21 protein-coding genes are annotated in these 24,263 nt (G+C 61.6%); 2 read left to right on the forward strand and 19 right to left on the reverse strand.

Translation table 11 applies throughout. The features are described from left to right. Positions 1–6 precede the first annotated feature (6 nt). The 9 genes from ACLIRY_RS22540 to ACLIRY_RS22580 form a co-directional block, all read right to left on the reverse strand. Positions 7–1,611, reverse strand: a complete 1,605-nt coding sequence (locus tag ACLIRY_RS22540; protein WP_413207678.1) for a flavin-containing monooxygenase — start codon at positions 1,609–1,611, stop codon at positions 7–9. 181 nt (positions 1,612–1,792) lie between these two features. Beyond that, positions 1,793–2,464, reverse strand: a complete 672-nt coding sequence (locus tag ACLIRY_RS22545) for an HAD family hydrolase (RefSeq protein WP_413207679.1) — start codon at positions 2,462–2,464, stop codon at positions 1,793–1,795. A gap of 92 nt (positions 2,465–2,556) precedes the next feature. Next, positions 2,557–2,901: a HesB/IscA family protein gene (locus tag ACLIRY_RS22550; protein WP_413207680.1), complete on the reverse strand. Its 345-nt coding sequence runs from the start codon at positions 2,899–2,901 to the stop codon at positions 2,557–2,559. A 93-nt stretch (positions 2,902–2,994) separates the two neighbouring features. After that, complete coding sequence (locus ACLIRY_RS22555; protein WP_413207681.1) at positions 2,995–3,393, reverse strand: SUF system Fe-S cluster assembly protein; 399 nt, start codon at positions 3,391–3,393, stop codon at positions 2,995–2,997. A 43-nt stretch (positions 3,394–3,436) separates the two neighbouring features. Then, a complete protein-coding gene (locus ACLIRY_RS22560; RefSeq protein WP_413207682.1) occupies positions 3,437–4,687 on the reverse strand; it encodes an aminotransferase class V-fold PLP-dependent enzyme in 1,251 nt (416 codons plus the stop codon). 69 nt (positions 4,688–4,756) lie between these two features. After that, positions 4,757–6,079: a Fe-S cluster assembly protein SufD gene (gene sufD, locus ACLIRY_RS22565; RefSeq protein ID WP_413207683.1), complete on the reverse strand. Its 1,323-nt coding sequence runs from the start codon at positions 6,077–6,079 to the stop codon at positions 4,757–4,759. 29 nt (positions 6,080–6,108) lie between these two features. After that, entirely contained in the window at positions 6,109–6,864 is a 756-nt protein-coding gene (gene sufC / locus ACLIRY_RS22570; protein WP_413207684.1) for a Fe-S cluster assembly ATPase SufC, read from the reverse strand. Positions 6,865–6,948: 84 nt separating this feature from the next. Beyond that, positions 6,949–8,403 (reverse strand): Fe-S cluster assembly protein SufB, encoded by a 1,455-nt coding sequence (gene sufB / locus ACLIRY_RS22575; protein ID WP_413207685.1) that lies wholly within the window; start codon positions 8,401–8,403, stop codon positions 6,949–6,951. A gap of 19 nt (positions 8,404–8,422) precedes the next feature. Beyond that, the gene (locus ACLIRY_RS22580; protein WP_413207686.1) at positions 8,423–8,893 is read right to left on the reverse strand and encodes an SUF system Fe-S cluster assembly regulator; all 471 of its coding nucleotides are present in this window, start codon (positions 8,891–8,893) and stop codon (positions 8,423–8,425) included. A gap of 515 nt (positions 8,894–9,408) precedes the next feature. Between ACLIRY_RS22580 and ACLIRY_RS22585 the strand changes: the two genes are divergently transcribed. Together ACLIRY_RS22585 and glgB are read left to right on the forward strand one after the other, a co-directional pair. Next, a complete protein-coding gene (locus ACLIRY_RS22585) occupies positions 9,409–9,822 on the forward strand; it encodes a DUF2934 domain-containing protein (protein WP_413207687.1) in 414 nt (137 codons plus the stop codon). A 318-nt stretch (positions 9,823–10,140) separates the two neighbouring features. After that, positions 10,141–12,354, forward strand: coding sequence for a 1,4-alpha-glucan branching protein GlgB (gene glgB, locus ACLIRY_RS22590; RefSeq protein WP_413207688.1), 2,214 nt, complete (start codon positions 10,141–10,143; stop codon positions 12,352–12,354). A 92-nt stretch (positions 12,355–12,446) separates the two neighbouring features. Here the strand turns inward: glgB and ACLIRY_RS22595 are convergent, their stop codons facing one another. The 10 genes from ACLIRY_RS22595 to ACLIRY_RS22640 form a co-directional block, all read right to left on the reverse strand. Then, positions 12,447–12,863 (reverse strand): hypothetical protein, encoded by a 417-nt coding sequence (locus tag ACLIRY_RS22595; RefSeq protein ID WP_413207689.1) that lies wholly within the window; start codon positions 12,861–12,863, stop codon positions 12,447–12,449. Between the two features lie 2 nt (positions 12,864–12,865). Further along, the gene (locus tag ACLIRY_RS22600) at positions 12,866–13,933 is read right to left on the reverse strand and encodes a hypothetical protein (protein WP_413207690.1); all 1,068 of its coding nucleotides are present in this window, start codon (positions 13,931–13,933) and stop codon (positions 12,866–12,868) included. A gap of 183 nt (positions 13,934–14,116) precedes the next feature. Continuing rightward, the gene (locus ACLIRY_RS22605; RefSeq protein ID WP_413207691.1) at positions 14,117–14,449 is read right to left on the reverse strand and encodes a hypothetical protein; all 333 of its coding nucleotides are present in this window, start codon (positions 14,447–14,449) and stop codon (positions 14,117–14,119) included. 14 nt (positions 14,450–14,463) lie between these two features. Further along, the gene (locus ACLIRY_RS22610; RefSeq protein ID WP_413207692.1) at positions 14,464–16,269 is read right to left on the reverse strand and encodes a carbohydrate-binding protein; all 1,806 of its coding nucleotides are present in this window, start codon (positions 16,267–16,269) and stop codon (positions 14,464–14,466) included. Positions 16,270–16,282: 13 nt separating this feature from the next. Next, the gene (locus ACLIRY_RS22615) at positions 16,283–16,606 is read right to left on the reverse strand and encodes a hypothetical protein (protein ID WP_413207693.1); all 324 of its coding nucleotides are present in this window, start codon (positions 16,604–16,606) and stop codon (positions 16,283–16,285) included. Beyond that, a complete protein-coding gene (locus ACLIRY_RS22620; protein ID WP_413207694.1) occupies positions 16,603–17,844 on the reverse strand; it encodes a hypothetical protein in 1,242 nt (413 codons plus the stop codon). The genes ACLIRY_RS22615 and ACLIRY_RS22620 overlap by 4 nt, the downstream gene beginning before the upstream one ends. Further along, positions 17,837–19,900 carry a hypothetical protein gene (locus ACLIRY_RS22625; RefSeq protein ID WP_413207695.1) on the reverse strand — a complete coding sequence of 688 codons (2,064 nt, stop codon included), beginning with the start codon at positions 19,898–19,900 and terminating at the stop codon, positions 17,837–17,839. The genes ACLIRY_RS22620 and ACLIRY_RS22625 overlap by 8 nt, the downstream gene beginning before the upstream one ends. Before the next feature lie 334 nt (positions 19,901–20,234). Continuing rightward, positions 20,235–21,194, reverse strand: coding sequence for a hypothetical protein (locus tag ACLIRY_RS22630; RefSeq protein ID WP_413207696.1), 960 nt, complete (start codon positions 21,192–21,194; stop codon positions 20,235–20,237). Positions 21,195–21,451: 257 nt separating this feature from the next. Further along, positions 21,452–23,308, reverse strand: a complete 1,857-nt coding sequence (locus ACLIRY_RS22635; RefSeq protein WP_413207697.1) for a hypothetical protein — start codon at positions 23,306–23,308, stop codon at positions 21,452–21,454. A 231-nt stretch (positions 23,309–23,539) separates the two neighbouring features. Then, positions 23,540–24,263, reverse strand: a 724-nt coding sequence (locus ACLIRY_RS22640) for a hypothetical protein (protein WP_413207698.1), incomplete at its 5' end; no start/stop codon positions are given.

Below are 24,263 nucleotides of genomic sequence, written 5' to 3' on the forward strand. Positions count from 1 at the left end.
GACGGATCAACTCATGGCGAAGCCAGGATAACCGGCGTCGGCGATCTCCTGGCATTTCTTCCGATAGGTCCCGACTCCCCCCGTGTAGGACAGGACCCGGCGCGGCTTGCCCGCCACGTTCGAGCCCGTGTACCAGGAGTTCGTCTTGGAGATCAGCGTGGCGTTCGCCGTCGCGTCGTGGTGACGGACCCAGGCGTCCTCGCCATCCTCCGTCGGCTCAATGACCGATTTCCCGGCTTTCTCCATATGGCGGATGCAGTCGGTGATCCATTCCGTCTGTTGTTGCAAACAGGTGGTCATGTTGCACAGGGCCGCCGAGGGCGCGAGGGGGGCACCGGTCATGAACAGGTTGGGGAAGCCGTATTTTTGCACCCCAAGTGTGGTGCGGATGTCCTTGGCCCATTCGTCACGCAGGCTCATCCCGTCCCGCCCGGTGATGTCAATGCGCGTCAATGCTCCCGACCCGGCATCGAAGCCCACCGCCATAATGATGACGTCGAGTTCATACACCGTCCCATCTTCAAGCATCACACCCTCGGGGACGATTTCCTTGATCGGATTCTGCCGAACACTCACCGCCTCGACATTGTCGCGCAAGTAAACCTCCAGATAGTTGGTCTCCAGGGGCACGCGATGGGTGCCAAAGCCGTAGTCTTCGGCCTTGGGAACCAGGATGTCGATCAGCTTCGGATCCTTCAACCGCGCGGCCATCTTCGCCCGCACGAAGGCCGAGATTTCCTCGCAAACCTCCGGATCGAAGAACATCTCTGCGAAGGAGGCGAGCCAGAGTTTAAGCGAGCCATCGGCATGGACATCTTCCAACACCGCGAGGCGCTCCTCGGGTGTCAGGTCGGCCCAGGTATGCTGGAAGTCATATTCAAAGCCGGTGAAGGTATTGGGCAGGTTGGTTTTCAGCTCCTCGAAACGGGACTTGTACCAAGCCGCCTCCTCGGATCCGTATTTCGGGTTCTTCATGGGCAGCACATATTGGGGTGTGCGCACGAAGACCTTCAGGTCGGCCACCTCCGGCGCGATGGTTTGGATCACCTGAATGCCTGTGGCGCCGACACCGATCACCCCAACCCGTTTGCCCTCCAAGGCGATACCACCCTTGGGGTAGCGTGCCGTATGCAGGATCGTCCCCTTGAAGCGCGCCTGTCCGGGAAAGCGGTCCTCCAGCGGGGCGGAGAGCATTCCGGTGCAGCCGATCAGGAAGCGCGTGTCGTAGGTGTCGCCCGTGTCGGTCTCGACCCGCCACCGCCCGGTCTCACCATTGAAGTCGGCTTTGGTGACCCGGGTTGAGAAGGTGAAGTCCTTCCGCAGGTCGAGCCGGTCGGCGACGTAGTGCATCCACCGCTCAATCTCGGGCTGGCCGGGGAAGCGCTCGCTCCAGGTCCAATCCTTATAGAGGTCCTCGTCGAACAGATATTGATAGATATAGCTTTCGGAATCGAATTTGGCCCCGGGATAGCGGTTCCAATACCAGGTGCCACCGAGATCCGAACCGGCTTCCACACCCTGTACCGTAAGCCCTTCGCGGCGGAGTTGGTGAAGCTGATAAAGCCCCGCCACGCCCGCGCCGATGATCAACGCGTCGATCGTTTTGTTCATCTATTCCTCCCATGGTCCGCGTGGAACACCCACACGTCGCGGTCCTTGCCTGTTTTTTTGATGAGTGACCGCCGAGGGAAAGACTACGGGGAACGGGCCCCGGGGATATTGAACGTTTCAGAAATTGTTTTGAACGAAAGTGATTCTCTTTTGGCCAAGGCCCCTTGGGGCATGCACTTCGTCACCGGCGGGGCAGGAGATCAATCGCCTCCACCACCTCCCCCAAATCCGTGATGATCCCATCCACAAGGCCAGGATCCGGAGGCGGAAACCAATGGGTCTTGCGCCACAGGGCCCGCATGCCAACCGCTTTGGCGCCTCGGATGTCCGATTCCGGATGGTCGCCCACGAAAACACACTCTGGGGCGGAGAGCGCCAACCGATCAAGGGCCATAGAAAAAATGCGGGGATCCGGCTTCTTCACTCCGGCTTCCTCCAAAATGACCACGACATCCATCAGGTCATCCAGCCCCAAAGCCGCGATCACCGCCGACTGAAGATCCTCCCGCCCGTTGGTGACAATCCCAAGGGAAATCCCTCGCGCTTTCAAGCTTCGGAGGGCCTCCCGGCAGCCGGACACCGGTTGGGCGTATTGCGCGAAAGCGAACAGATAGGTTTCGAGCAACGGGGGAACAGCCTCCCAGGGCAAGCCGAACAGATCAAGGAGACGGAGGTAGACCCGATCCTTCCAAACCGTCCCGTTGGCATCCAGACTCACGAAAGCGGCCTTGAAGCGTTCCTCGGGGATCCCCTGAAAAATGGGATCTGTGCGCCATTGCCAGGACAGGAATCGGTCCAGGCTTCCATCCCGATCCAATAAGGTCTGATCCAGATCGAACAGAACGCCGCTCACTCTCCTATCCGTTGGCTCCAAGGATCCCCCCCCAAACGATAAGGCCGCCCCCATCGGGACGGCCTTCTTAAACCCGAATCACGCCCCCGCCTTTACGCCACAGAGAAACTCTCTCCACAGCCACAAGTGCTGGCGGCGTTAGGGTTGGTGAAGGTGAAGCTCGCCTGCAGCTTGTCCTGCTTGTAGTCCATCTCGGACCCAATCAGGAACATCACGGCGCTGGACTCGAGGAACACCCGGGCGCCGTCCTGCTCGACGACTTCTTCAAGCATACGGGGACCGTCCTCGGCATAGTTCACCGTGTAGCTGAGGCCGGAGCATCCCTTGTTGGAGACGCCCACCCGCAGGCCCAGCACCTCTTTGTCGGCGCGGCCCATCAGGTCCTTGACGCGCGCCACGGCTGCGGGGGTCAGGGTGATCGGGGGGGGTAAGGACATGGTGGGTCTCCTCCAGGTCTAGAGCATCGAGCGGAAAAGTGGGCACCGGTTTTCCAGTCCACTCGATGCTCAACTTGTTTGATCTAACTCTTCTTAAAACATATCGAGCGCGACGCGGGCCACTTCGCTCATGCGGTCCATGGTCCAGCCCGGTTCCCAGGTCAGGTTGACGACAACCTCACCCACGCCCGAAACGGCGGCGACCTTCTCGGCGGTCTCACCGGGCAGGATACCCGCCACGGGGCAAGCTGGCGCGGTCAGGGTCATCAGAATGCTGACATCGCCCTTCTCGCTCAGGTCTATCTCATAGATAAGGCCCAGGTCATAGATATTCACGGGTATTTCCGGATCGTAGACCTCTTTCAGCGCTTCGATCACGGCATCCTTTTCCGCAACAGGCGTCCCCTCAGCCAGGGGGGAACCGGCGCGAGCGATTTCACCTTCCTCGGGAGGGTCCTCGGAGGCGGCGGGCATGGCATAAGGAGGCATCATAGCAGGCTTCTTTCATTATCTTCGCTACCGCGAGATTGTGGTCTCACCCAAAGAACTCGTTGACCTTTTCCAACGCCTTGACGAACGCGTCAACGTCCGCCCGCGTGTTATAAAGGCCGAAAGACGCCCGGGCCGTGGCGGACACGCCAAGGCGCTCCATCAGCGGCTGGGCACAATGGTGGCCGACGCGAATACACACGCCCGCCCGGTCCAGGATCGTCGCCATATCGTGGGGGTGGGCGCTCTCCATGGTGAAGCTGATCACGGCGGCCTTGTGCGTCGCCGTTCCATGAATGGTCAAGCCCGGCACAGACGCCATGCGCTGGGTCGCGTAGAGCAACAGGTCGCGCTCATGGGCGGCAATCGCGTCCATGCCGATGGCCGTGACATAATTGATCGCCGCGCCAAGGCCAACGGCCTGGACGATGGGGGGCGTCCCGGCCTCGAACTTGGCCGGAGGCTCGGCCCATTCGGACTTTTCCTTGGTGACGCTGGCAATCATGTCACCGCCCCCCCGGAAGGGGGGCATCGCGTCGAGCAACGCGTATTTGGCGTACAGCACACCCACGCCCGTCGGCCCATACAGCTTGTGGCTGGAGAAGACATAGAAATCCACATCCAAGGCCTGAACGTCCACCGGGCAATGGACAATCCCCTGGCAGCCGTCCAGCAGCACCCGGGCGCCCACCGCATGGGCCTTCTCGATGACCGCTTCCACCGGCAGGACCGTGCCCAACACGTTGGAGGTATGGGCCATGGCAACCAGCCTGGTCTTGTCGGTCAACAGGGCCTCGAAGGCGGGCATATCCAGCTCTCCCGCGTCGGTAATCGGGGCGAACTTAAGCACAATGCCCTTGTCGTCACGCAACATCTGCCAGGGCACGATATTGGAATGGTGTTCCAGCTCGGTGATGATGACCTCATCCCCGGCCTTCAGCAGCCCCCGGCCAAAGGTCATGGCCACCAGATTGATGGCGTCCGTTGCTCCCATGGTGAAGACCACTTCCTCGGTCTTCTCGGCGTTGATGAAGGCCCTTACGGTTTCCCGCGCCTCTTCATAGAGGGTCGTCGACCGTTCGGAGAGCCAATAGGCGCCCCGGTGAACATTGGCGTACTCGCCCGCGTAGACCTCCATCATGCGGTCAAGCACGGCCTGGGGCTTCTGGGCCGAGGCCCCGCTATCCAGATAGACCACCTGCTTACCGCGAATGTCCTTGGAGAAGACCGGAAAGTCGGCGCGGTAGGCGTCCACGTCATAGACCGGTTCGTCTTTTGTCATCGTCGCCGTGCTCATCTCACTCAATCCCCCTACCCAGAAAAAGGTCACCCCTGCCCCGATTACCCCCGGGGCAGGCAGGCCCCATCAATCGCTCCAAACCGCCTTGTCCCGGCCCGTCTGCCAGTCGCGCACCTTATGGATGAAGGCCTCGCGGACGATTTCGTCGGAGATCTCGTGGACCACATCCTCGACGAAGGCTTCGACCAACAGGGCCAGGGCCGTTTCTTCGTCGATGCCCCGCGCCATCAGGTAGAAGAGCTGATCCGCGTCCATCTCGCCCACGGTGGCGCCGTGGCTGCATTTCACGTCGTCTGCGTAGATTTCCAGCTCGGGCTTGGTGTCCACCTCGGCCCCACGCGACAGCAAGAGGGCTTTGTGAAGCTGTTGGGCGTCGGTCTCCTGGGCATCCCGGCGGACCAGAACCTTGCCCTGGAAGACCGCCTTGCCGGTCCCATCCAACACGCCCTTGAAGAGCTGATTGGAGGTCGCCCGGGGCACGGCATGGTCCACCAACACCGTGTTGTCCACATGCTGCCCCTCGTGGACGGCATAACTGCCGTTGACAGACCCATGGGCCCCCTCGCCGGACAGGACCACGCGAACCTCGTTGCGGATCAGCGCCCCACCGATCGCCAGGACGAAGGACTCGTAGCGGGCCTTGGTCGCCACATCGGCCAAGGTCACGCCCACGTGGTAGGAATTGTCCGGCCCATTGAGCAGGCGGTAATGCTTCAGCTCCGCCCCGTCACCCAGGGTGACCTCGGTCACGCTGTTCTCGAAAGTCGGAACGTCAGACAGACCCACATGGCTTTCCACGATGGTCGCCTTGGCGCCCTCTTCCAACACGATCAGGTTCCGCGGGTGGAAGGCGGCGGGGGTGTCCCCACCGGTGGCCACGGAGACCACATGCAGGGCCTTGTCCAGAACCACGCCCTTGGCAAGGCGGACGAACAGGCCATCGGTCAACAGACCCGTGTTCAGCGCCGCCAGCGGCAAATCTTCCATGGTCGCCAGCTTGCCCAACAGGGGCTCCACAAGGGCTGGTTCGGCCTGGAGCACCTTGGACAGGCTCTCCACCCGCAGACCCTTCGGCAGGGCTCCCAGATCCGATAGCTCCGGGGCGAAGCGGCCATTGACGAAGACCAGGGCCACCCCGTCCAGGGACAGGGCCGAAGACAGGGGCAGCTTGTCCGCCGCAACGGTCACGTCCAGGGCGGCGGGTTTGAACTCGGTCTTCGCCAGCCCCCCCAGGTTGGTATACTTCCAGGCTTCCACCTTGGGGGTGGGCAGGCCCTTGCGCTTGTAGATATCCAGCCCGGCCTGGCGCAAATCCGCCAGCCAGCCGGTTTCCTCCACGGGCACCGGCAGGGCCGCGTCGAGGAAGGGAGGCATTTCGGTCGTGCTCATGGTCATGGTTCCCTTGCTCACGGGGCCGATCAGGCCGCAGCTTCCTCGAACTCGGTGTAGCCCTTCTCTTCCAGCTCCAGGGCGAGTTCCTTGCCGCCGGATTTGACGATCCGCCCCCCGGCCAGAACATGCACGAAGTCGGGGACGATGTAGTCCAGAAGGCGCTGGTAGTGGGTAATGCACAGGATCGCCTTGTCCGGCGAGCGCAGGGTGTTCACGCCATCGGCGGCGATGCGCAGGGCATCGATGTCCAGACCGGAGTCCATTTCGTCGAGGATCATCAACTTGGGATCCAGCATGGCCATCTGCAACACGTCGGCCCGCTTCTTCTCGCCGCCGGAGAAGCCCACGTTGACCGGGCGTTTCATCATGTCGTCGGCGATCTTCAGAAGTTTGATTTTCGACTTCATGAGTTTCAGGAACTCCATGGCATCGATTTCGTCCTCACCGAAGTATTTGCGCTTGGCGTTGATCGCCGTCTTCAGGAAGGTGGTGTAGTTCACACCGGGGATTTCCACCGGGTATTGGAAGGCCAGGAACAGGCCCTCACAGGCGCGCTCGTTGGCTTCCAGCTCGGTCAGGTCCTTGCCCTCGAACAGGATGGAGCCCTCGGTGATCTCGTAGCCGGGTTTGCCGGTGATGACACTGGACAGGGTCGACTTGCCCGCCCCGTTCGGCCCCATGATGGCATGCACTTCGCCCGGATTGATGGTCAGCGAAAGCCCTTTCAGGATTTCCTTTTCCTCGACTCGGGCCCGCAGGTCCTTGATCTCCAGAAGCGCCATTGGTCAGTCCCCTTATGTCTCGTCACGCGCCCGATCTGGCGGGCGGTTCACTCTCGTTGATCCGTTAAGCAGCCCAGTCGTGGATTACCCCACGCTCCCCTCCAGGCTGATCCCCACCAGTTTCTGTGCCTCGACGGCGAATTCCATGGGCAGGGTCTGCAGCACTTCCTTACAGAAGCCGTTGACGATCAGCGCCACGGCGCTTTCCTCGTCCAATCCCCGCTGCATGCAGTAGAACAACTGTTCTTCGCTGATGCGGCTGGTCGTCGCCTCGTGCTCCACCTGGGCCGTCGGATTGCGGCTTTCGATATAGGGCACAGTATGGGCGCCACATTTGTCGCCAACCAACAGGCTGTCGCATTGGGTGAAGTTCCGCGCGCCCTCGGCCTTGCCCTGCATGCGCACCAAGCCCCGGTAGGTCTGGTCCGACTTGCCCGCAGCAATGCCCTTGGAGATGATCCGCGAGCGGGTATTCTTGCCCAGATGGATCATCTTGGTGCCGGTGTCGGCCTGCTGGGCGTTGTTGGTGATGGCCACCGAGTAGAACTCGCCCGAGGAATTGTCGCCCTGGAGGATGCAGGAGGGATACTTCCAGGTGACCGCAGATCCGGTTTCCACCTGTGTCCAGGACACCTTGGAATTCTTGCCCTTACAAAGCGCCCGCTTGGTCACGAAGTTGTAAATGCCGCCCTTGCCGTCCTTGTCGCCGGGGTACCAGTTCTGGACGGTAGAGTACTTGATCTCCGCGTCATCCAAGGCCACCAGTTCGACCACGGCGGCATGGAGCTGGTTCTCGTCGCGTTGGGGCGCCGTGCAGCCCTCCAGGTAGGAGACATAGGCCCCCTCGTCACAGACAATCAGCGTGCGCTCGAACTGTCCCGTGTTCTTCTCGTTGATACGGAAGTAGGTGGACAGCTCCATGGGGCAGCGGAGGCCCTTGGGTACATAAACGAAGGATCCGTCGGTGAAGACCGCGCAGTTCAGCGTGGCGAAGTAGTTGTCAGAGTACGGCACCACCGACCCCAGGTACTTCTTGATCAGCTCTGGATGCTCCTTGATCGCTTCGGAGATGGAGCCGAAAATCACGCCCATGCTGGCGAGTTTCTTCTTGTAGGTGGTGGCCACGGAGACACTGTCGAAGACCGCGTCAACGGCAACCACACCGGCCAGGATTTCCTGTTCCTGAATGGGGATGCCAAGCTTCTTGTAGGTCTCCAGAAGGTCGGCATCGACCTCGTCCAGGCTGGCCGGGCCCTCCTTCTTCTTGGGCGCGGCGTAGTAATAGGTGTCCTGGTAATCGATGGGCGGATATTTCACCTTGGCCCAATCGGGTTCCTTCAGGGTCAGCCAATGGCGGTAGGCTTTCAGCCGGAACTCGAGCATCCACTCCGGCTCTTCCTTCTTGGCCGAAATGAAGCGGACGATGTCCTCGCTCAGGCCCTTGGGTGCCATGTCGGATTCAATATCCGTGACGAAGCCGTATTTGTACTGCTCCGTAACCTCGCGGACGGTATCGACGGTGGTATCCGTGGCTGCCATGGTTCTATCTCGCGCTCTATCAGGAGTCTTGGGGCAGGCCGCGCGTAAACGCGGGGCCATCGGCGAAAGGCAGGGGGAAGTCGGGTTCGGCACCTTCAACCATATCCGCAAGGGAGACGGTTCGAAGGGCCTCCTCCACCTTGCGGTTCACGGTGTTCCAGTTGCCATGCATGGGGCAGAGAAGCTCAAGGCCGCAGGCGTCTTCCGCCTGTTCGACGCAGGCTGTCAGGGCAATCGGGCCTTCCAACGCCTGAATCATATCGGCTACGGTGATCTCGACCGCAGGGCGGGCCAGACCGTAACCGCCGGACGCCCCCCGCTGGGATACGACCAATTCGCCGCGCACCAGCGCTTTCATCACCTTCGCCACTGTGGGCAAGGGGACACCGGTATCACAGGCGATCTGCTGGGCCGCACGGACCCTGTCGGTACGGGCCATATCGACCAGCAGGACAACAGCGTAATCCGTCAGTTTGTTGATGCGGAACATCCGAGGTCGCGTCCCTTCGGTTAATTCAGGACTAAATTGGTCCTAATTGAATAAGGGTCTGCGACGCCGATTTCAAGCGTTTAATCGTTTCCCCGTTTTTGTCCATGCCTTTTCATTGAGGCCTGCGTGTCAGAAACGCCCTATTTCTAAGTTATGACAATGACTTGACCCCATGTTTATAAAATAGCCCAAAAACACAAAAGAAGACGGAATGGGCTCTGATTACACGCTATTGATAATCACTATCATTTATTCTGATGCGGTGCGGCGAATCGGCGGAATACCTGGGGCTGGGGTGGGAAGAGCCCGCAAAGCGTGCGGTTTTTATGAAAGGGTCATTTCATGGGCGGATGCCACTTGCGGTATTCACTTTACACTCGGCATCATGGGCGCCGCGATTCCGGCCACCGCTCCGGCGGAACGGTCAAAACAAGCACAGTCCCGGACGCTTTCGACCTCCCCTCGCGAGGTCTTGATCGCGTCCCCCATGCCTCAAACGTCGGGAGTTCGGCACAATGAAAGAAGCCTTGGTCAAACGTATTCAAGACACGGCCTACTACCTGTGGGAGCAGGATGGTCGTCCGGAAGGCCGCTCCCACGACTACTGGGTCAGGGCGGAGGCAGAGGTGATGGCCGCCCTGGCCGAACCCGAGCCCGAACCCGAGCCCCAACCTGAGCCCCAACCTGAGCCTGCCCCTCAACCTGAGCCCGCGCTCCAATCCGAAGCCCCCAAGAAGCCCGCCCCACGCCGGGCCACCCCCCGGAAGACGGCCGCCAAAGCCGCGGCGGAAAAAGCAGGGACAGAAACAGGAGACGCGCCTGCGGCCAAGCCCAAGGCGGCCCCCCGGAAGACCTCGGCAAAAGGGACAACGGCCAAGAAAGCCGCCCCCCGCAAGACGACTCCAAAGGCTCCTCCCTCCGAAGGCTGAGGCGCGACGCACGGAGCTGCGCGCCATCAGGGTTTGAGCCGTTGGACCGACAACACGCCCCTTGGGTCTCGGAAAGCTCGACAAATTTTTGGAACCTTCGCGCCACCATGCCGTTACCCAAGGGTGGTGGCGCACCGATCCCGAAGGCCTTCCAACCAAACGATCCCTTTCGAGACGGATCAGGCCAATCCATCGAGATCATGCTAGGCTATGCCCCAAGATCGGATCCAAGCGACCAGGTCATAGCCCTGTTTTCCGCGACACCGGCTTTTGCCGCCCGCCCTGCCCGACGCACCCGAGACCGAAATCAGGAAATCCATGGACCAGAAAGCCTATGCCCACGCTGTGACCGCCCTGATCGGAGCCCGCCACAGCAACCCGTTTGCCTTCCTGGGTCCCCATGAAGGCAAAGCCGAAGGGGGAACAGGCGGCCATTGCGTGCGCGCCTTCCTGCCCAAGGCAACCGCCGTGACCCTTCTTGCCCAGGGCAATGGAGCGGAAATTGGCCCGATGAAGCGGCTCCATCCAGACGGCCTGTTCGGCATCGACCTGCCCGCCACCCTGCCCGGCCTTCCCGTCTACCGCCTTCGGGTGGAAGAGGATGGCCAATCCAGGGAGATTGAGGACCCCTACCGCTTCGGCCCCGTGATCGGCGAGTTGGACCGGCATCTGCTGGGCGAAGGTACCCACCTGGAGATTTACCACAAACTCGGCGCCCACCCCATGGAGGTGGATGGCGTGGCCGGGACCAGCTTCGCGGTCTGGGCGCCCAATGCCAGCCGTGTCAGCGTCGTCGGCGCTTTCAATGGCTGGGATGGCCGGGTCCACCCCATGCGCCAGCACCCCGGAAGTGGCGTATGGGACCTTTTCCTGCCCGGCGTCGGCGTCGGTGCCGTCTATAAATTTGAACTGACCGGACCGGATGGGGCCCTGCTTCCCGCCAAGGCTGATCCCTACGCCTTCCACGCGGAAAAACCGCCCCATACGGCGTCGATCGTCTGCGGCCTGGGCAGTCACACCTGGACCGACCAGGACTGGATGGCGCGGCGTGCGGCCTCTGTCGACCGAAGCGCGCCCATCAGCGTCTACGAGGTTCATCTGGAATCCTGGAAGCGCAAGGAGGGCAACGAGCCCCTCACCTATGACGAACTGGCCGCAGAGTTGATCCCCCACGTCCAGGCCTTGGGCTTCACCCACATTGAGCTTCTGCCGGTCAGCGAATATCCCTTCGACGGATCCTGGGGCTACCAGCCGATCGGGCTGTTTGCACCCACCAGTCGTTTCGGTGATCCGAATGGCTTCCGCCGTTTCGTCAACGCCTGCCATGACGCCGGTTTGGGAGTCATTCTCGACTGGGTCGCCGGCCACTTCCCGGAAGACGCCCACGGTCTGGCTTGGTTCGACGGCTCGCATCTGTACGAACATTCCGATCCGCGCCAGGGTCGGCACATGGATTGGGGCACCCTGATTTACAACTACGGCCGCAACGAGGTGCGCAACTTCCTGCTGGCCAACGCCCTGTTCTGGCTGGATGAGTTCCACATCGACGGACTGCGGGTCGATGCCGTGGCCTCCATGCTGTACCTGGATTATTCCCGGGAGGATGGGCAGTGGGTTCCCAACAAATACGGTGGCCGCGAAAACCTGGAGGCCATCGACTTCCTGCGCCGCATGAACGAACTGGTCTATGACCGCTTCCCCGGCGCGGTGACCATCGCCGAGGAAAGCACCGCCTGGCCCATGGTCAGCCGCCCAACCCACCTGGGCGGCCTGGGTTTCGGCTACAAATGGAACATGGGGTGGATGAACGACACCCTGGGCTATATCGGCCAGGATCCCATTCATCGGCGCTACCACCAGAACGACCTGACCTTCGGCCTGCTTTATGCCTTCTCGGAGAATTTCGTGCTGCCGCTCTCCCACGACGAAGTGGTGCACGGCAAGCGCTCGATCCTGGGCCGCATGCCCGGTGACACCTGGCAACAATTCGCCAATCTGCGGGCCTACTACGGATTCATGTGGACCCATCCGGGCAAGAAACTGCTGTTCATGGGAAATGAATTCGCCCAGGGCCGGGAGTGGAACTACGCCGCAAGCCTGGATTGGCACCTACTGGACATTGACTGGCACCGGGGCGTCATGGATCTTGTGACAGACCTGAACCGCGTCTACCGCGACACCCCGGCCCTGCATGACCTGGACTGTGAAGGAGAGGGCTTCGAGTGGCTGGATTGCTCCGATGCGGACAACTCGGTCCTGTCTTTCGTCCGCAAGGGCAAGCAGCCGAGCGAGGTGGTCATGGTCATCTGCAACATGACTCCAATCCCGCGAGAAGACTACCGCCTGGGTCTGCCCCAGGACGGCGTTTGGGAAGAAATCCTCAATACCGATGAAGCCCGATACGGCGGATCAGGCAAAAGCAACGGGACCTTCGAAGCCGAGGCCGTGAAAAGCCATGGCCGCACCCATTCCATGGCCCTGACCCTGCCCCCCCTATCCACCCTTGTCCTCCGCCCCACGAAAAGGCCCTGAAGCTGTACCGGGCAAGGGGGTAGAGTATTCCGAGATCAAGTTGGGCCCTTTTTGGCCCAACTTGATCTCAAAGGCAGGGCTCCGGTCTTTCTTCAAGACCACAGTTCGTCGTTGGACAAATCGGACGGGAGCGGGTCCAATGCTTCGATTTCATTGGATCGGCTTCGGATGGCATTGATCGCATCCCAAGCCACAGCGATACTCTCCCATTGGGTCTGCTCATCAGAGCTCCAATTCATTTCCCCCTTGGCGGTCAAGGTCGCCGCCAACAAGGCCATATTCCGTTGCTTCCACTCTGGATAGCGCGCCAAAATACGGTTGCGCGCCTCAGCCTTGACCGAAGCCCTATCCGTCTGAGCCACATCCGATGGCGCGATCTCCAACCCGAGGGCGCGCAATTCCGCAAAATGCCGGTTTTCCGGCACTGCCGGTATGATGGCGCCCGGCATATCCGACCGCGTAAGCGCGGTTTCTGTCGCGTCCGTGTATTTTGCAAGAATTGAGGGCATGGTCAAATCTCCGCATCCGCTGTTACCTGGGGGCCGACTGCATAACAGTCACCGGAGGAGGCTGAGGACAGATAGAACCTGACCCCGTATTGGTCCGGGCTATACAAAACACCAGATGCGACGTTCACGTAGGAGCCGCCAACAGGCCCGATCGTCGTCGGAGCGGTTCTCATTTCAGACGGCCAGTACACAATATTCTCAATGGAGGCTCCCGCCCCTGACGAGTAAAATCTGGCGCCCGCACGGGAGCGACAATAATAGCGCTGGCAAAGTGCGAGCTCGGTTTGAACATGTCTGCTATCAAATGGACCAGCAACGGCGCCACGCTCTATTTGGGGAAGGGAAAACGTGCCTCCGGAGAACCGAACGGTACAATTTTGCCCCCCGGTCAGGACAACCGTGTCACCGCTGACCTTTGAGGCGCCATCAACCGTGCAAGTCGCTGTCCCCGTGAAGGAAAGCACGTGGGTTCCCGTAAGAATATTGGCGCCTTCGATAACCTGCTCCACCCCCCCGGCGGGCGCGGTGAAAACGGCCGTGCCGTCCACCGTGGTCCAGACGAAGGCCTCTCCCGCAGCCACCACCCGCCACCGGTCCAGGGTGTATTGACCCGCAGCAGAGATCGCCGTACCCGAGACATATCTCCTTTGATTCACTTGTCCGCGGGCATTGATGAGCAAATTGCACAGCTGCCCTCCCCCGCCACCTCCGACCTTGCCATCGACATAGTCCTTGGTGGCGCCGTCCGTGGCATTCACCGGCTCCAACAGGTTCACCAGCCCATGCCCCCCCAGGTCAAGGGCCGCATTCATAGCACGAGAGCCATCAATCAGCAGAACGCCCGTAGCGTCGACCGCTTCTGCCGCAGCTTGGGCCGCAGCCTGGGCCGCCTCCGCACCGGCCCGCGCCGCCTCGGATGCGTCGACGAGGGGTTTAATCTGCTCGACGAGATGGCCCTGCACTTGATCCACGGTCACGGCGGCGGCTTGGCCATCACTGCAGACCGGTATTTTTTCCATGCCATCGATCGTCTGCTTAAGCGAGGCTGTCGTCAAATCGAAGTCAGCCATTTACAGGATCTCCCATCTTTATGCCCACGCCGCACACGGTTACCGGGGTCCCTTCAATCACCAGGACATAGGGGTCAAGGGGCTTCATCGGTCGATAAAGGGGCAGGGAATCATTGAAGCCATTGCACACCTTCAGGGCGACCCGGGTAGCGGAAAATCGTATAATTCTTTGCCCATTGCGCATCAGCTTGACTCCTCGACCAAGGGAACCAGATCGCACAGCAATGCCACGGAAACATCGGTATCCGCCCCCCCGCTCGCCAACATCGCCCTTATGCCCAAGGCATGGGCATCGATGCGGGCGACCGATCCTGCCAAAAAAGGGCTTCCTTCCACGTGATGCCACTCATCCAGGCCTCGGATCAGCACACCGACCGAGGCTCCATCGAAAGTCCCCTCCACATAAATCGTACCGTCGAGATGGGGCATGCGCCCTCCGCCACGCGCGGGCGTCAAATCCAGGTCATGGGTCCCACTTGCCACGTTGCGGCAGATGGCTTGGGCGCGAATGGACATGGTCGGAATTCCTTCTATACGCTCAACAGGCCATGGTCATGCAGGACCCCTCTCAGGGCCTCCATCTGACCGGCCAGTTCGGCCACGTTTTTGTTGTGGATGGACAGGGCTTCATTGACAGCCGCAACAACGGCCGCGTCGGAATAGCTATCCCCGGTGGACAAATTGGCCTGGGCATCGGCGAGACTCCCAGTAGGTGTCGCCGCCAAGGTCTCAGCATTCAGGGCGGGCAGACTGCCGGGTCGATTGGGCCGGTCTTCGGCCAGGAACCAGGCGCTCCCGGCATGGTCGGCGATCAACCGCGCCCACCTCCCAGATAGGGAGCGACGGGTTCCCCCGTCCACGAAGAGTCCTGTCACCTGAGCTCCACTTTCCCCTTGCACCCAGACCACCGCCCCATCGGGAGCCTCCTCGACCGCAGGCAGGGCCAGGGTCGCCCCCACCCCCAACCGGAACCGGTGCCCTGCTTCCAAGACGGCGAGCGCGTGGGTTGCACCCGAGGCCACATCAATCGTCGCCACCCATTCAATCGGGCAATCCCGCGCCATGTTCAAGCGCCGGGCCGAGGCGATGATCCAGCGCCCATAGCCCAGGGAAACGAACTGGGCGATCTGACCGTCCAGGGAAATGTCTCCCCCTCCGGTGTAGTCCACGCCCCCAGGGGCGTGAACAGTGATGCGGGTCCTATGATCCTGCCCCGCAGCGAGCCAGATCATGTCGCCTTCCTGCACGCCATCATAGGTCCCCGGCAGGGTGACCCTGGCCCCGTCCTCGCAAACGATCAGGGTTCCCAAATCGGCAAGGGACACCGTGATATCCCCGGGCAAGGCCAGGGCATAGCGCCAGGGGGAGATACGGGGCGGCGTGCCGGGCAGTTCCTCCCGGTTGGCAACCAGCCAATCACCCCCGCCCTGGTGCACCAACCAGACCCGTTCCGAGGAAAAGTCCATCATCACATAGGGAGGCTCCAGCCCGCCCTCGGTGGCTTGGACCGTGACGGTTCCATCCGAGGGGGCCTCAACCCAGAAGGCATCTCCGGACTGGAAACCCGTTCCCGGCAGAGAAATCAAGCTTCCCGCCTGGGCGGTAAGTTTGCGTCCGATATCCGAAGGCGTCACCGTATGGGAGCCCGAGACCTGGACCGACGCCGTCCAAGCCCCTCCCCCGCCACCCGAGGCGAGCACCCCCTCGGCAGAGGGAGCAAGGATCGGGTCGGAGAGAACTCCTCCACCGGATGCGGCCTCCACATCGACAGACAGCCACCAAACACCGGATTGAACAGCATAGGCGGAGACCACTCCCTCCATCCAGCGGGAGCGGTCGGCCCGGCTCATCACCCGCAGACGCATGCCTTCGGTGAATCCCAAACCGCCCGGGATTTCCCAGGCCAGGGTCTTACCCGTCGCCATCTCCAGTGCCGTAGGGCTGTCGGTCAGGGTCCCGGCCAGCGTGGCCCAGCGCCCGGCCCGCAGGTCGGTCCACCAATCCACCGCCACATGGGAGGCTATGCAAAGGTAGCTCCCCCCCAGTCGACTCACCAGATCCCCCCGGGCGTAGGAAGGTCCCGCCGCCCAAGCCCCCCGAGCTTCCGTATCCGGTGCGGGCAGGGTGAAACTCTCGCTGGTGGCATCCGTATAGGTGACAGTCAGGACATAGCCGGACTGGGTCATGGAGGCGATCCCCCGCCCCGCAGTTCCGGCTGCCTGTTCCACAGCAAGGCGGAGGCTGTGAAAGTTGCGATCCACCTCTGCGGCGGTCAAGTTGGTGCCCTTGCCCGCGCCCCAATCGGCATGGGCGGTGCGATAGGTAATGCTAACCATGGGGGTGAATCCTTCAGGGGTTCAGGTTCATAACAAGACGTCGACCATCCCCGTCCCGGAACACCAGACGCGTCGGCCGCTCCACATCCACCCAGGCGCCGGAGCCGTCGGTCGCGGTGACCCGAACCACCTCGGTCACCCGGGACAGTTCCGTCCAGACCACGTCGGCCCCGGCGTCCAAGCCAGGGTCAGTCCGCTTCCGAACGGAGGGCGTCAAGGAGCCGGCGCAAACCACCGGTGGGTCCGGATTGATCTGGGCGGTGGGGGCTGGCCACTCGCCGACAAGCCTGGGCTGGTCGCGCAGGGCACGGACGGCACGGGTCAAGGCATTGGTCATGATAGGGCTCCCGGGCCAAACTGGCCCCAACGATAGGAAACGAGACGGCCTCCGGGCGGTGGGGGATCACCGGGATAGGGGTCGAGAGTCCAGCTTTGGAAATCCGTCGTCAGGGCGCTTGCAAGGCTCCCTTGCCCGTCCCGGGTCCGGCAAAGCCAGGAAACCGGCCCGCCATCGCCCTCCCCCAGGGGTAGGGCGGCAAGCGGGGTGACCCCATCGGGACCGGGGTGGAAGGTCAGCCTCCCCTCCCCTCCCACCACCAGAAGGCCATCGGCCCCTCCGGCAACACAGAGGCCTTGGGAGGTGGACTCGGTACAGCGGAGCGCGCCAAGAACAAGGCGATCGCCGGGCCAGGCTCCCCCATGACCGGACGGGTCCAAAGGTCCCGAGCTGTCGGCGGGCGCCCGGACCATGAGACCATGGGGATGCGGCGTGGCTCCCCTCCGGTCCACCCACCCGGTCTCGGAGACCAGCACCGCCGGACCACCCGGTGAGAAGGCATAGAGGCGGTGGCGGGTCCAGGACGCGGTGGTTCGGGTCGTGACCACCCAGAAGCGCCCACCCCAGGCGGTAACGGCTGAGGTCCGCCACGTCACCGGGCCGTCCCCCCTGGGTCCCTCCGCCTCCACCAAGCGATGGCTCACCCAGTCGTCGGAGGTTTCCAGGGCCAACGGCGTGCGGCCCTGATGATCGGTGAGGTTTGAGCATTGGGTCCCGACCACCAGATGGTCCTTCAGGGCCGCAACCCCGGCCTTGACCTCCACCGATCCCAAAACCGCGTTGTCCAAGGGGTCGCGAACCACTGAAGGCACGGCAAGGGAAACCGCAGTATCCCCCGTTTCCGCCACACCCAGACGCCACCGGGACAGACCGCTCAAAAGGCCTTGGACAAGCCACCCCCCAGCCCTCTCGGCGATCAGGTGGGCCCCCTCCATCCAGGGAAAGGCAACGCCCTGGGCATCGGGCGAGGGAAAGGGGCGGCTGGTGGGTTGGCGAAACAGGGCCATGCCCTCCTCCGTCGCCCGCAACCCGGTAACTTCTCCAGGCCCCGAGGAGACCAGATCCGCCACCCCCTCGATGGCATTCCGATAGCGCCCTTCCCGATCCAGGACCAAAGCCACGGAGCGCGCCGCTCCGCTGGCTCCGGCGTCGTGACGAAACACCATCAACACCGGCTCTCCCCCCCAGGACAGGTCCCGGATGGTTGCGAAAGGCCCCAGATAAACAGCTTCACCCACGGGGAGCCTCCAAATCAATGGTCGGCGGCAGACCAAAACGTCCCACCGCCGCGATGGTCAGGGACTGAACCCGCTGGTCCGAGGCCGCCAGAGAGCGCAGGGAGAGACACACATCTGTCGGTACGGAGGCAAGCAACCGCCGGGGCGAGAGGCTTCCCTTTCGTTGGGCCCAAATGGCCGCGTCCTGCTCCTCCCAAAGGTTGCGAAGACACAGACCGGCCAACAGATCTTCAGCCGACCATGTGGCCGCAGCGGCCAGGGGGTCGGCGGGCAGCTGTTCGTCATATCCCGCCAGGGAAAGGGTCAGGTGGTCCCCCATGTCCGTCTGCCAGACCTCTCCGGTTCGGGCAGCGTAATCGTCCGTATAGTCATCGCTTAGGGTCTCAACGCCCGGATCGGCCTCGGCCATGGTGCCCCCTCCGCCAATGGAACAGGCAATCTCCAGGGTGACCGCCCGCCCGGCTTCATCCCAGGACACCGCATAGGCCACAACCTTGCCGGTCGCCTGTCCCCCTGGCAGGGTTGCGGCCTTCAGGGTAACCGTCGTGTCCAGGTCAACGGACAAGGCCTCGGCGCTCCACCCCGGCAGGCGGGCGGACACCCGAATACAGCGTTGAGCGAAGGCCAGACGAACCGCCAGAACCCGGGCCATATGGGCGAGCGCCAAACGCCCCCGCACCGTATGAAGGAAGCTGCAGAACAGGGTATCGCCGATGACCGCCCCCTCTCTCGCGCCACCGGTCACCCCCGCGGCGGCCCTTTCGGACATCTCGCTGGTCCCCGTGGTCCTGGCGATGGCGAGGATGCTTTCGCAATCCGTTCCGGCAGGGTCCTCCTCCTGTTCAGCGGGGTCCGAGCCCAGACCCACGTCCCGCAAATGGAAGGAGAGGCTCTCCCCCTCCTCCGGCCCAGGGAAGTCGATGGCCAGATGGCTGTCCAGGCGCAGGACGGCGACCTGTTTCCGCCGCTGGCTCAGGGACCAGGCCAGGGTCAGGACCGGCCAATAGGCCCGCTTGGCGAAGGCCATCCACCCGGCAAAGACACCCATCGGAAAGAGGCTGGAGCGGGCCGCCGTGGGGCCGAAATCGAAGCTCCCCTGGGTGCCCAGACCCCGCCCTGCGGCGATGGTGATCACCCGGTCCTCCTCGGAGAAACGGGCGAAGGGGTTGGCGGTGAGGTCCTCTTCCAGGGCCGCAGGCTCCTGCGTGATCAGCGCCCCTTCCAGCACCCGATATCCGCTGTCGCCGCCGATGCGGGACCCGGCCTGGGGCCAACCGTCGGCGAAATCCTCGGGCGGCGAAAGAGTAACCAGGGCGCCACCGGCCTCCCTGGCGATGAGAGCGCCAATGTCGGCCACACCGCCCCCCCGCTGGGTCCAAAGAACATCCAGGGTTCCCTCAACCCAGGCGGGGGGGCGGGTTTGGGGACGCTTCAGGTCGACGGACCCCTCGGCCAGGGCTTCGGGGCCGAAGGTCAGGGTTTTTCGCCCGGTGAGGCCATCGGAAACCCCCACTGCACCGGTCAACCGATCCACGGTCAGGCTGGCGAACCACCCCTCCAGGATCTCCGAGGGATCGTCCTCCTCTCCCTCGGAGATGAAAAGGGGATCATAGGCGGGGGCAATCCTATGGGGAGCCAGGGCCGCAGCGGTCTTGGCATCCATATCACCGTGGCGGCTATCGAACAGCAGGGTGAGGAACGCGCCCACCATGCCGTCAGGCACCTCGGCCAAGACCCCATGAAACAGATGGATTATGGAGCCATCAAGGGTGGTGGACAGGTGAACGAAGCGCTCGCCGTTCGGCCCACAGAGGGCATGTCCGGCGTTCGCGACCGTCACCCGGGCTCGGGGAGCGCCCCCCTCCTCGGCCTCGATCCGCAGGGCGCGGAGGGCCTCGTCAGCGCGGGCATGGGTGGTGGCGTCGAAGGCCTCGCCCTCGGCCACCCAGGCAAAATGGAGTGCATCGGTCATGGGAGGAGTCCGGGCGTTAAAAAAAGAAAAGTCCCGCTCCAAGACACTGGAACGGGACCATTGGAACTGAGCCTTAGTCGTCATTCCCGCGCATGCAGGAATCCAGGGTGGGAACAGGCAACGGAGGCAAAGCCCGCACCGCCAGTGCGTTTGAGCGCCGACAGCGTTTCCTCGAAAATCCGGAAAACCTGCTTCGCAGTTTCTGGGCTCTGCCCAGACCCGCAAAGGGTCGGCGGACCCTTTGATCCCAAATGGGGGTCCGGGGCCTCAGGCCCCGGTGGGGGGCGGGGCAAAGCCCCGCGTTTTTCGGTTTTTCAAGGAGACCGAGTATTACTATAGTAAAATTTGACCATCTTGACTTAAGATGATCCAGCTTCTCCTCAGATCAAAAAGACACTTTCTTTTCCAAGCCCCTTATCTAAATTGCAATCCGTGCACCGCGAAGCATAACATGAGGACACTCAGCTCCATCACTTCCAGATTCACACCAAACACCAATAGAAACCTTATCATTTTCTTCCATTGGCCAAATTCCGCTCACAGAAGACATGGCTTGCAAAGTTGGATAAGTGGTTCCGCTTCGAGAGCCAAATATATTTGGCTCACCATTCACCATTAGCACCGCATATGCGTTCATTATTTCTACTGTATGTGGGTAGTGAACAAGTCCAGTAAAACACCAAAGCCCTGATCCCCCAACCGGAACGAAGAACTCACCATTGATGACATTTGGATTTTCACTATCCAAGTTTGTTGGAACCATTACTACGCCACCATTACTTCCTAGACCAGTGCCATTCATTATCGCACTTCCCACCATGGAAAACCATGTGGCATCCGTATGCCGTCTTGCCGTGGCAAGAGCGGAGGGAGTAACGGCGCGCTCGGTGTCGGTCCCGGCGATCACTTCGGCGTCGGTCGCCAGCTCGATCAAACCACGCTCGGTCTCGGTCGACGGGTTGCCGTCGGCCCAAACCTCCAGGCCAGCAGGGGTCACCGCACGCTCGGCATCAATGCCCGCGAGCACCTCGCCGTCCGTTGCCAGTTCAATGATACCCAGGACTTCGGTTGTTGCCTGGGGTGGGGTCACGGCATCCTTCAGAGCGCCGAAGGTATAGGACACATCTTTATTGGCGCTCACATCCCGCACCAACAGAAGGTCCGAGGCCTCAACGGTCGCGACCTGATCCACCAAGCCGGTGTAATGGCCCAGGGTGTAGGGCGTGACCGCCAGGGGTTTGATACTGTCGGGGTTGGAAACGACCTCGGCTTCGGTGGCCAATTGAACGACACCCGCGTGACAGGTGCTGGCCAATGGATGGGTGTGGTTTCCGGTGAACGGCATGGGAAGGATCAAGTCACTGCATTCCGTTGTCATATCGCATTCCTTGAACTGATGTGATCGTTGACTTCCAACGAAAATCCCCACCAAAACAAAGTCTTGGTGGGGATGGAAACAGGTGTAGGGAAGGGCAGCGCCCGCCTGATCAGAGGCGGTATTCTAGAGCGGAATGAGGAAAAGTATGTGCGGTTTTCCGTCTCATTCCGCTCTAACTATATGATTTAGATCACGTTTATGAAATCAGGTCTGACAGACCTGATTTCATCGTGATCTAGGGTGAAGCTCGGAATACTCTAGCCCTCATACGTGGCAAAAAAGTCGCCTTTGAAGTACACACTACTTCCGCCATTTGTACTCCCCCTCACCGTAAAGGAAAACGCGCCGTCCTCTGTTGGCGTAAAGGACGAGTAATCGGTGATGCCCACCTGACCGCCCAAGTTGGCCATCGACTCACCGAATTCGCCAGACAATTGTGTCCCATTAACCGCGAAGGAAACGTAGCCTGCCACCCTGACGTTGGTTGGGGACATTGCGACCGGCGCGCAGAGAATGATTGTTGTCCGACCGGCAAACCCCAAGATGGTCGTGGATGACCCCGTGATATCGGTCGGCGTCGTTGCGGAGATCGTCTCTTCGAAGCCTTGAGTGGCGACCGTCGTGAGACGGGTGTTGAACCAGGAAATGACCTGGTCCCACTCCACCACCTGGTCCTTGGTCATGGCCATGCCAACAAGGGACCGGGAGGCATCGCCATCTTTGACTTGGACTCCGGTTGCGGGATCGATGACATGACCCGTGGTGCTGTATTCAAGGGTCAAGGTATTCGATACCCATGCGGCGTAGATATAGTAAACGGATTTCACACCTGCACCGCTGGGAGACAAAGTTACTCCCGACCCGGGCACGGTTCGGGCAGCCCCGTCGACCCACATCCGGTTCCCATTGTACGGGATCAATTTCAGGGTCGTCCCGTCCAAGACCAAACGGCACTGTCCCTGAAGACTAATCATCGACAGCACACTGGCCAAGGTAGCCGGAGTCACCGCACGCTCGGTATCGGTTCCGGCGATCACTTCAGCGTCGGTCGCCAGCTCGATCAGTCCACGCTCGGTTTCCGTCGACGGGTTGGCAACGGACCAAGCCTCAAGGCCCGCAGGAGTAACCGCACGCTCGGTGTCGGTCCCGGCGATCACCTCGGCGTCCGTCGCCAGCTCGATCAGTCCACGCTCGGTTTCCGTCGACGGGTTGGCAACAGACCAAGCCTCAAGGCCCGCAGGAGTAACCGCACGCTCGGTGTCGGTCCCGGCGATCACTTCGGCATCGGTCGCCAGTTCGATCAGACCACGCTCCGTTTCGGTCGACGGGTTGGCAACGGACCAAGCCTCAAGGCCCGCAGGAGTAACCGCACGCTCAGTGTCGGTCCCGGCGATCACTTCGGCATCGGTCGCCAGTTCGATCAGACCACGCTCCGTCTCGGTCGACGGGTTGGCAACGGACCAAGCCTCAAGGCCTGCAGGAGTAACAGCGCGCTCGGTGTCGGTTCCGGCGATCACTTCGGCATCGGTCGCCAGCTCGATCAAACCACGCTCGGTTTCCGTCGACGGGTTGGCAACGGACCAAGCCTCAAGACCAGCCGGAGTAACGGCACGCTCGGTGTCGGTACCGGCGATCACTTCGGCATCGGTCGCCAGCTCGATCAAACCACGCTCGGTTTCCGTCGACGGGTTGGCAACGGACCAAGCCTCAAGACCAGCCGGAGTAACGGCGCGCTCGGTGTCGGTACCGGCAATCACTTCGGCGTCGGTCGCCAGTTCGATGATACCCAGGACTTCGGTTGTCGCCTGGGGTGGAGTCACGGCATCCTTCAGGGCACCGAAGGTATAAGACACGTCCTTGTTGGCGCTGACATCACGCACCAACAGAAGGTCCGACGTCTCGACGGTCGTGACCTGATCCACCAAGCCGGTATACCGGCCAAGGGTATAGGGCGTGACCACCAAGGCGTCCATGACCTCTGGATTGGCGACGACTTCCGCCTCGGTTGCCAGTTCGACGACACCAGCGTAACAGGTCGTGGCCACGGGATGGGTATGATTGCCCGTAAAGGGCATGGGCGAGACTAAGTACGAGTTACCGCATTCGTTGCTCATGGGGAATTCCTCATAAGATGTTTGCTTGAAGAGTCTGCGCGTTCAGGAGAGGCTTATATCTCTTCCAGGACCAACTGATAACCACTGGGTTAACACCGGACGCACCACCGCCATCATCGGCCCGTCGTGGGTGGCGGTGGTGATGGTTGGTCCAGAAATGTCGAGAACAGGGTGATCCGCGCCGGTTTGATCACGGCTACGGACTCAGTCAATGCAACTCACAGGTGACCATCAGAGCATTTCATAGCTTATGGACCACCTCGCCCAAAGGGCCACCTCTACTGTCAACCCGCGACCTGCGGGAATGGTGAGATCGGTAATGCTTGACGCGGCCGCACCGCCACCAGAATGGGCAACGCATACCGGAAACCCATCGGACAGGATTTTGCCATAGCCGCTCTGCGCAACCCAGACGTTTGCCACCGCGATCCGACAACCGTTTAAATTGTCTGAGCTGGAGAAGATCGTTTGGGAGGTGCTGCCAGTGATCTCGGTGTCACCCATTTGGTTGCTCATGACTGTTCCTATCTCCTTCATTAGGGCAACGCGAAGCTCCTTCATCGTGAGAGCCACGTCACGATTCTGACTGACGTCACGCATAATGAGCACGTCGTCTTCATCGACTTCTGTCATAGCCGGGAGGAGACCGCTGTAGCGACCAAGCGTCCGCGGCGTGATTGCGCAAGGGGCCAAATCCTCTGGATTGGCGACGGCTTCCGCATCGGTCGCCAGTTCGATTAGGCCTCGCTCTGCCTCCGTCGCAGGATTGGCGATAGACCATGCCTTAAGACCTGCCGGGGTGACCGCCCGCTCGGTGTCGGTGCCGAAGATCACTTCTGCATTCGTCGCCAGTTCGATCAGACCACGGTCGGCTTCCGTCGCTGGATTGGCAACAGACCAGGCTTCAAGACCAAACGGGGTCACGGCACGCTCGGTGTCGGTTCCGGCGATCACT

The sequence above is a fragment of the Rhodospirillum sp. A1_3_36 genome (genome assembly GCF_047263945.1).
Taxonomy (GTDB): Bacteria; Pseudomonadota; Alphaproteobacteria; order Rhodospirillales; family Rhodospirillaceae; genus Rhodospirillum.

Bases quoted from the DNA above. Each gene is read 5' to 3' on its own strand.
- ACLIRY_RS22600 (WP_413207690.1), bottom strand. From the start codon at position 13,933: ATGGCTGACTTCGATTTGACGACAGCCTCGCTTAAGCAGACGATCGAT.
- ACLIRY_RS22630 (WP_413207696.1), bottom strand. From the start codon at position 21,194: ATGACAACGGAATGCAGTGACTTGATCCTTCCCATGCCGTTCACCGGA.
- ACLIRY_RS22550 (WP_413207680.1), bottom strand. From the start codon at position 2,901: ATGTCCTTACCCCCCCCGATCACCCTGACCCCCGCAGCCGTGGCGCGC.
- ACLIRY_RS22610 (WP_413207692.1), bottom strand. From the start codon at position 16,269: ATGGTTAGCATTACCTATCGCACCGCCCATGCCGATTGGGGCGCGGGC.
- glgB (WP_413207688.1), top strand. From the start codon at position 10,141: ATGGACCAGAAAGCCTATGCCCACGCTGTGACCGCCCTGATCGGAGCC.
- ACLIRY_RS22540 (WP_413207678.1), bottom strand. From the start codon at position 1,611: ATGAACAAAACGATCGACGCGTTGATCATCGGCGCGGGCGTGGCGGGG.
- ACLIRY_RS22615 (WP_413207693.1), bottom strand. From the start codon at position 16,606: ATGACCAATGCCTTGACCCGTGCCGTCCGTGCCCTGCGCGACCAGCCC.
- sufC (WP_413207684.1), bottom strand. From the start codon at position 6,864: ATGGCGCTTCTGGAGATCAAGGACCTGCGGGCCCGAGTCGAGGAAAAG.
- sufB (WP_413207685.1), bottom strand. From the start codon at position 8,403: ATGGCAGCCACGGATACCACCGTCGATACCGTCCGCGAGGTTACGGAG.
- ACLIRY_RS22625 (WP_413207695.1), bottom strand. From the start codon at position 19,900: ATGACGACTAAGGCTCAGTTCCAATGGTCCCGTTCCAGTGTCTTGGAG.
- ACLIRY_RS22605 (WP_413207691.1), bottom strand. From the start codon at position 14,449: ATGTCCATTCGCGCCCAAGCCATCTGCCGCAACGTGGCAAGTGGGACC.
- ACLIRY_RS22635 (WP_413207697.1), bottom strand. From the start codon at position 23,308: ATGAGCAACGAATGCGGTAACTCGTACTTAGTCTCGCCCATGCCCTTT.
- ACLIRY_RS22585 (WP_413207687.1), top strand. From the start codon at position 9,409: ATGAAAGAAGCCTTGGTCAAACGTATTCAAGACACGGCCTACTACCTG.
- ACLIRY_RS22580 (WP_413207686.1), bottom strand. From the start codon at position 8,893: ATGTTCCGCATCAACAAACTGACGGATTACGCTGTTGTCCTGCTGGTC.
- ACLIRY_RS22555 (WP_413207681.1), bottom strand. From the start codon at position 3,393: ATGATGCCTCCTTATGCCATGCCCGCCGCCTCCGAGGACCCTCCCGAG.
- ACLIRY_RS22560 (WP_413207682.1), bottom strand. From the start codon at position 4,687: ATGAGCACGGCGACGATGACAAAAGACGAACCGGTCTATGACGTGGAC.
- ACLIRY_RS22595 (WP_413207689.1), bottom strand. From the start codon at position 12,863: ATGCCCTCAATTCTTGCAAAATACACGGACGCGACAGAAACCGCGCTT.
- sufD (WP_413207683.1), bottom strand. From the start codon at position 6,079: ATGAGCACGACCGAAATGCCTCCCTTCCTCGACGCGGCCCTGCCGGTG.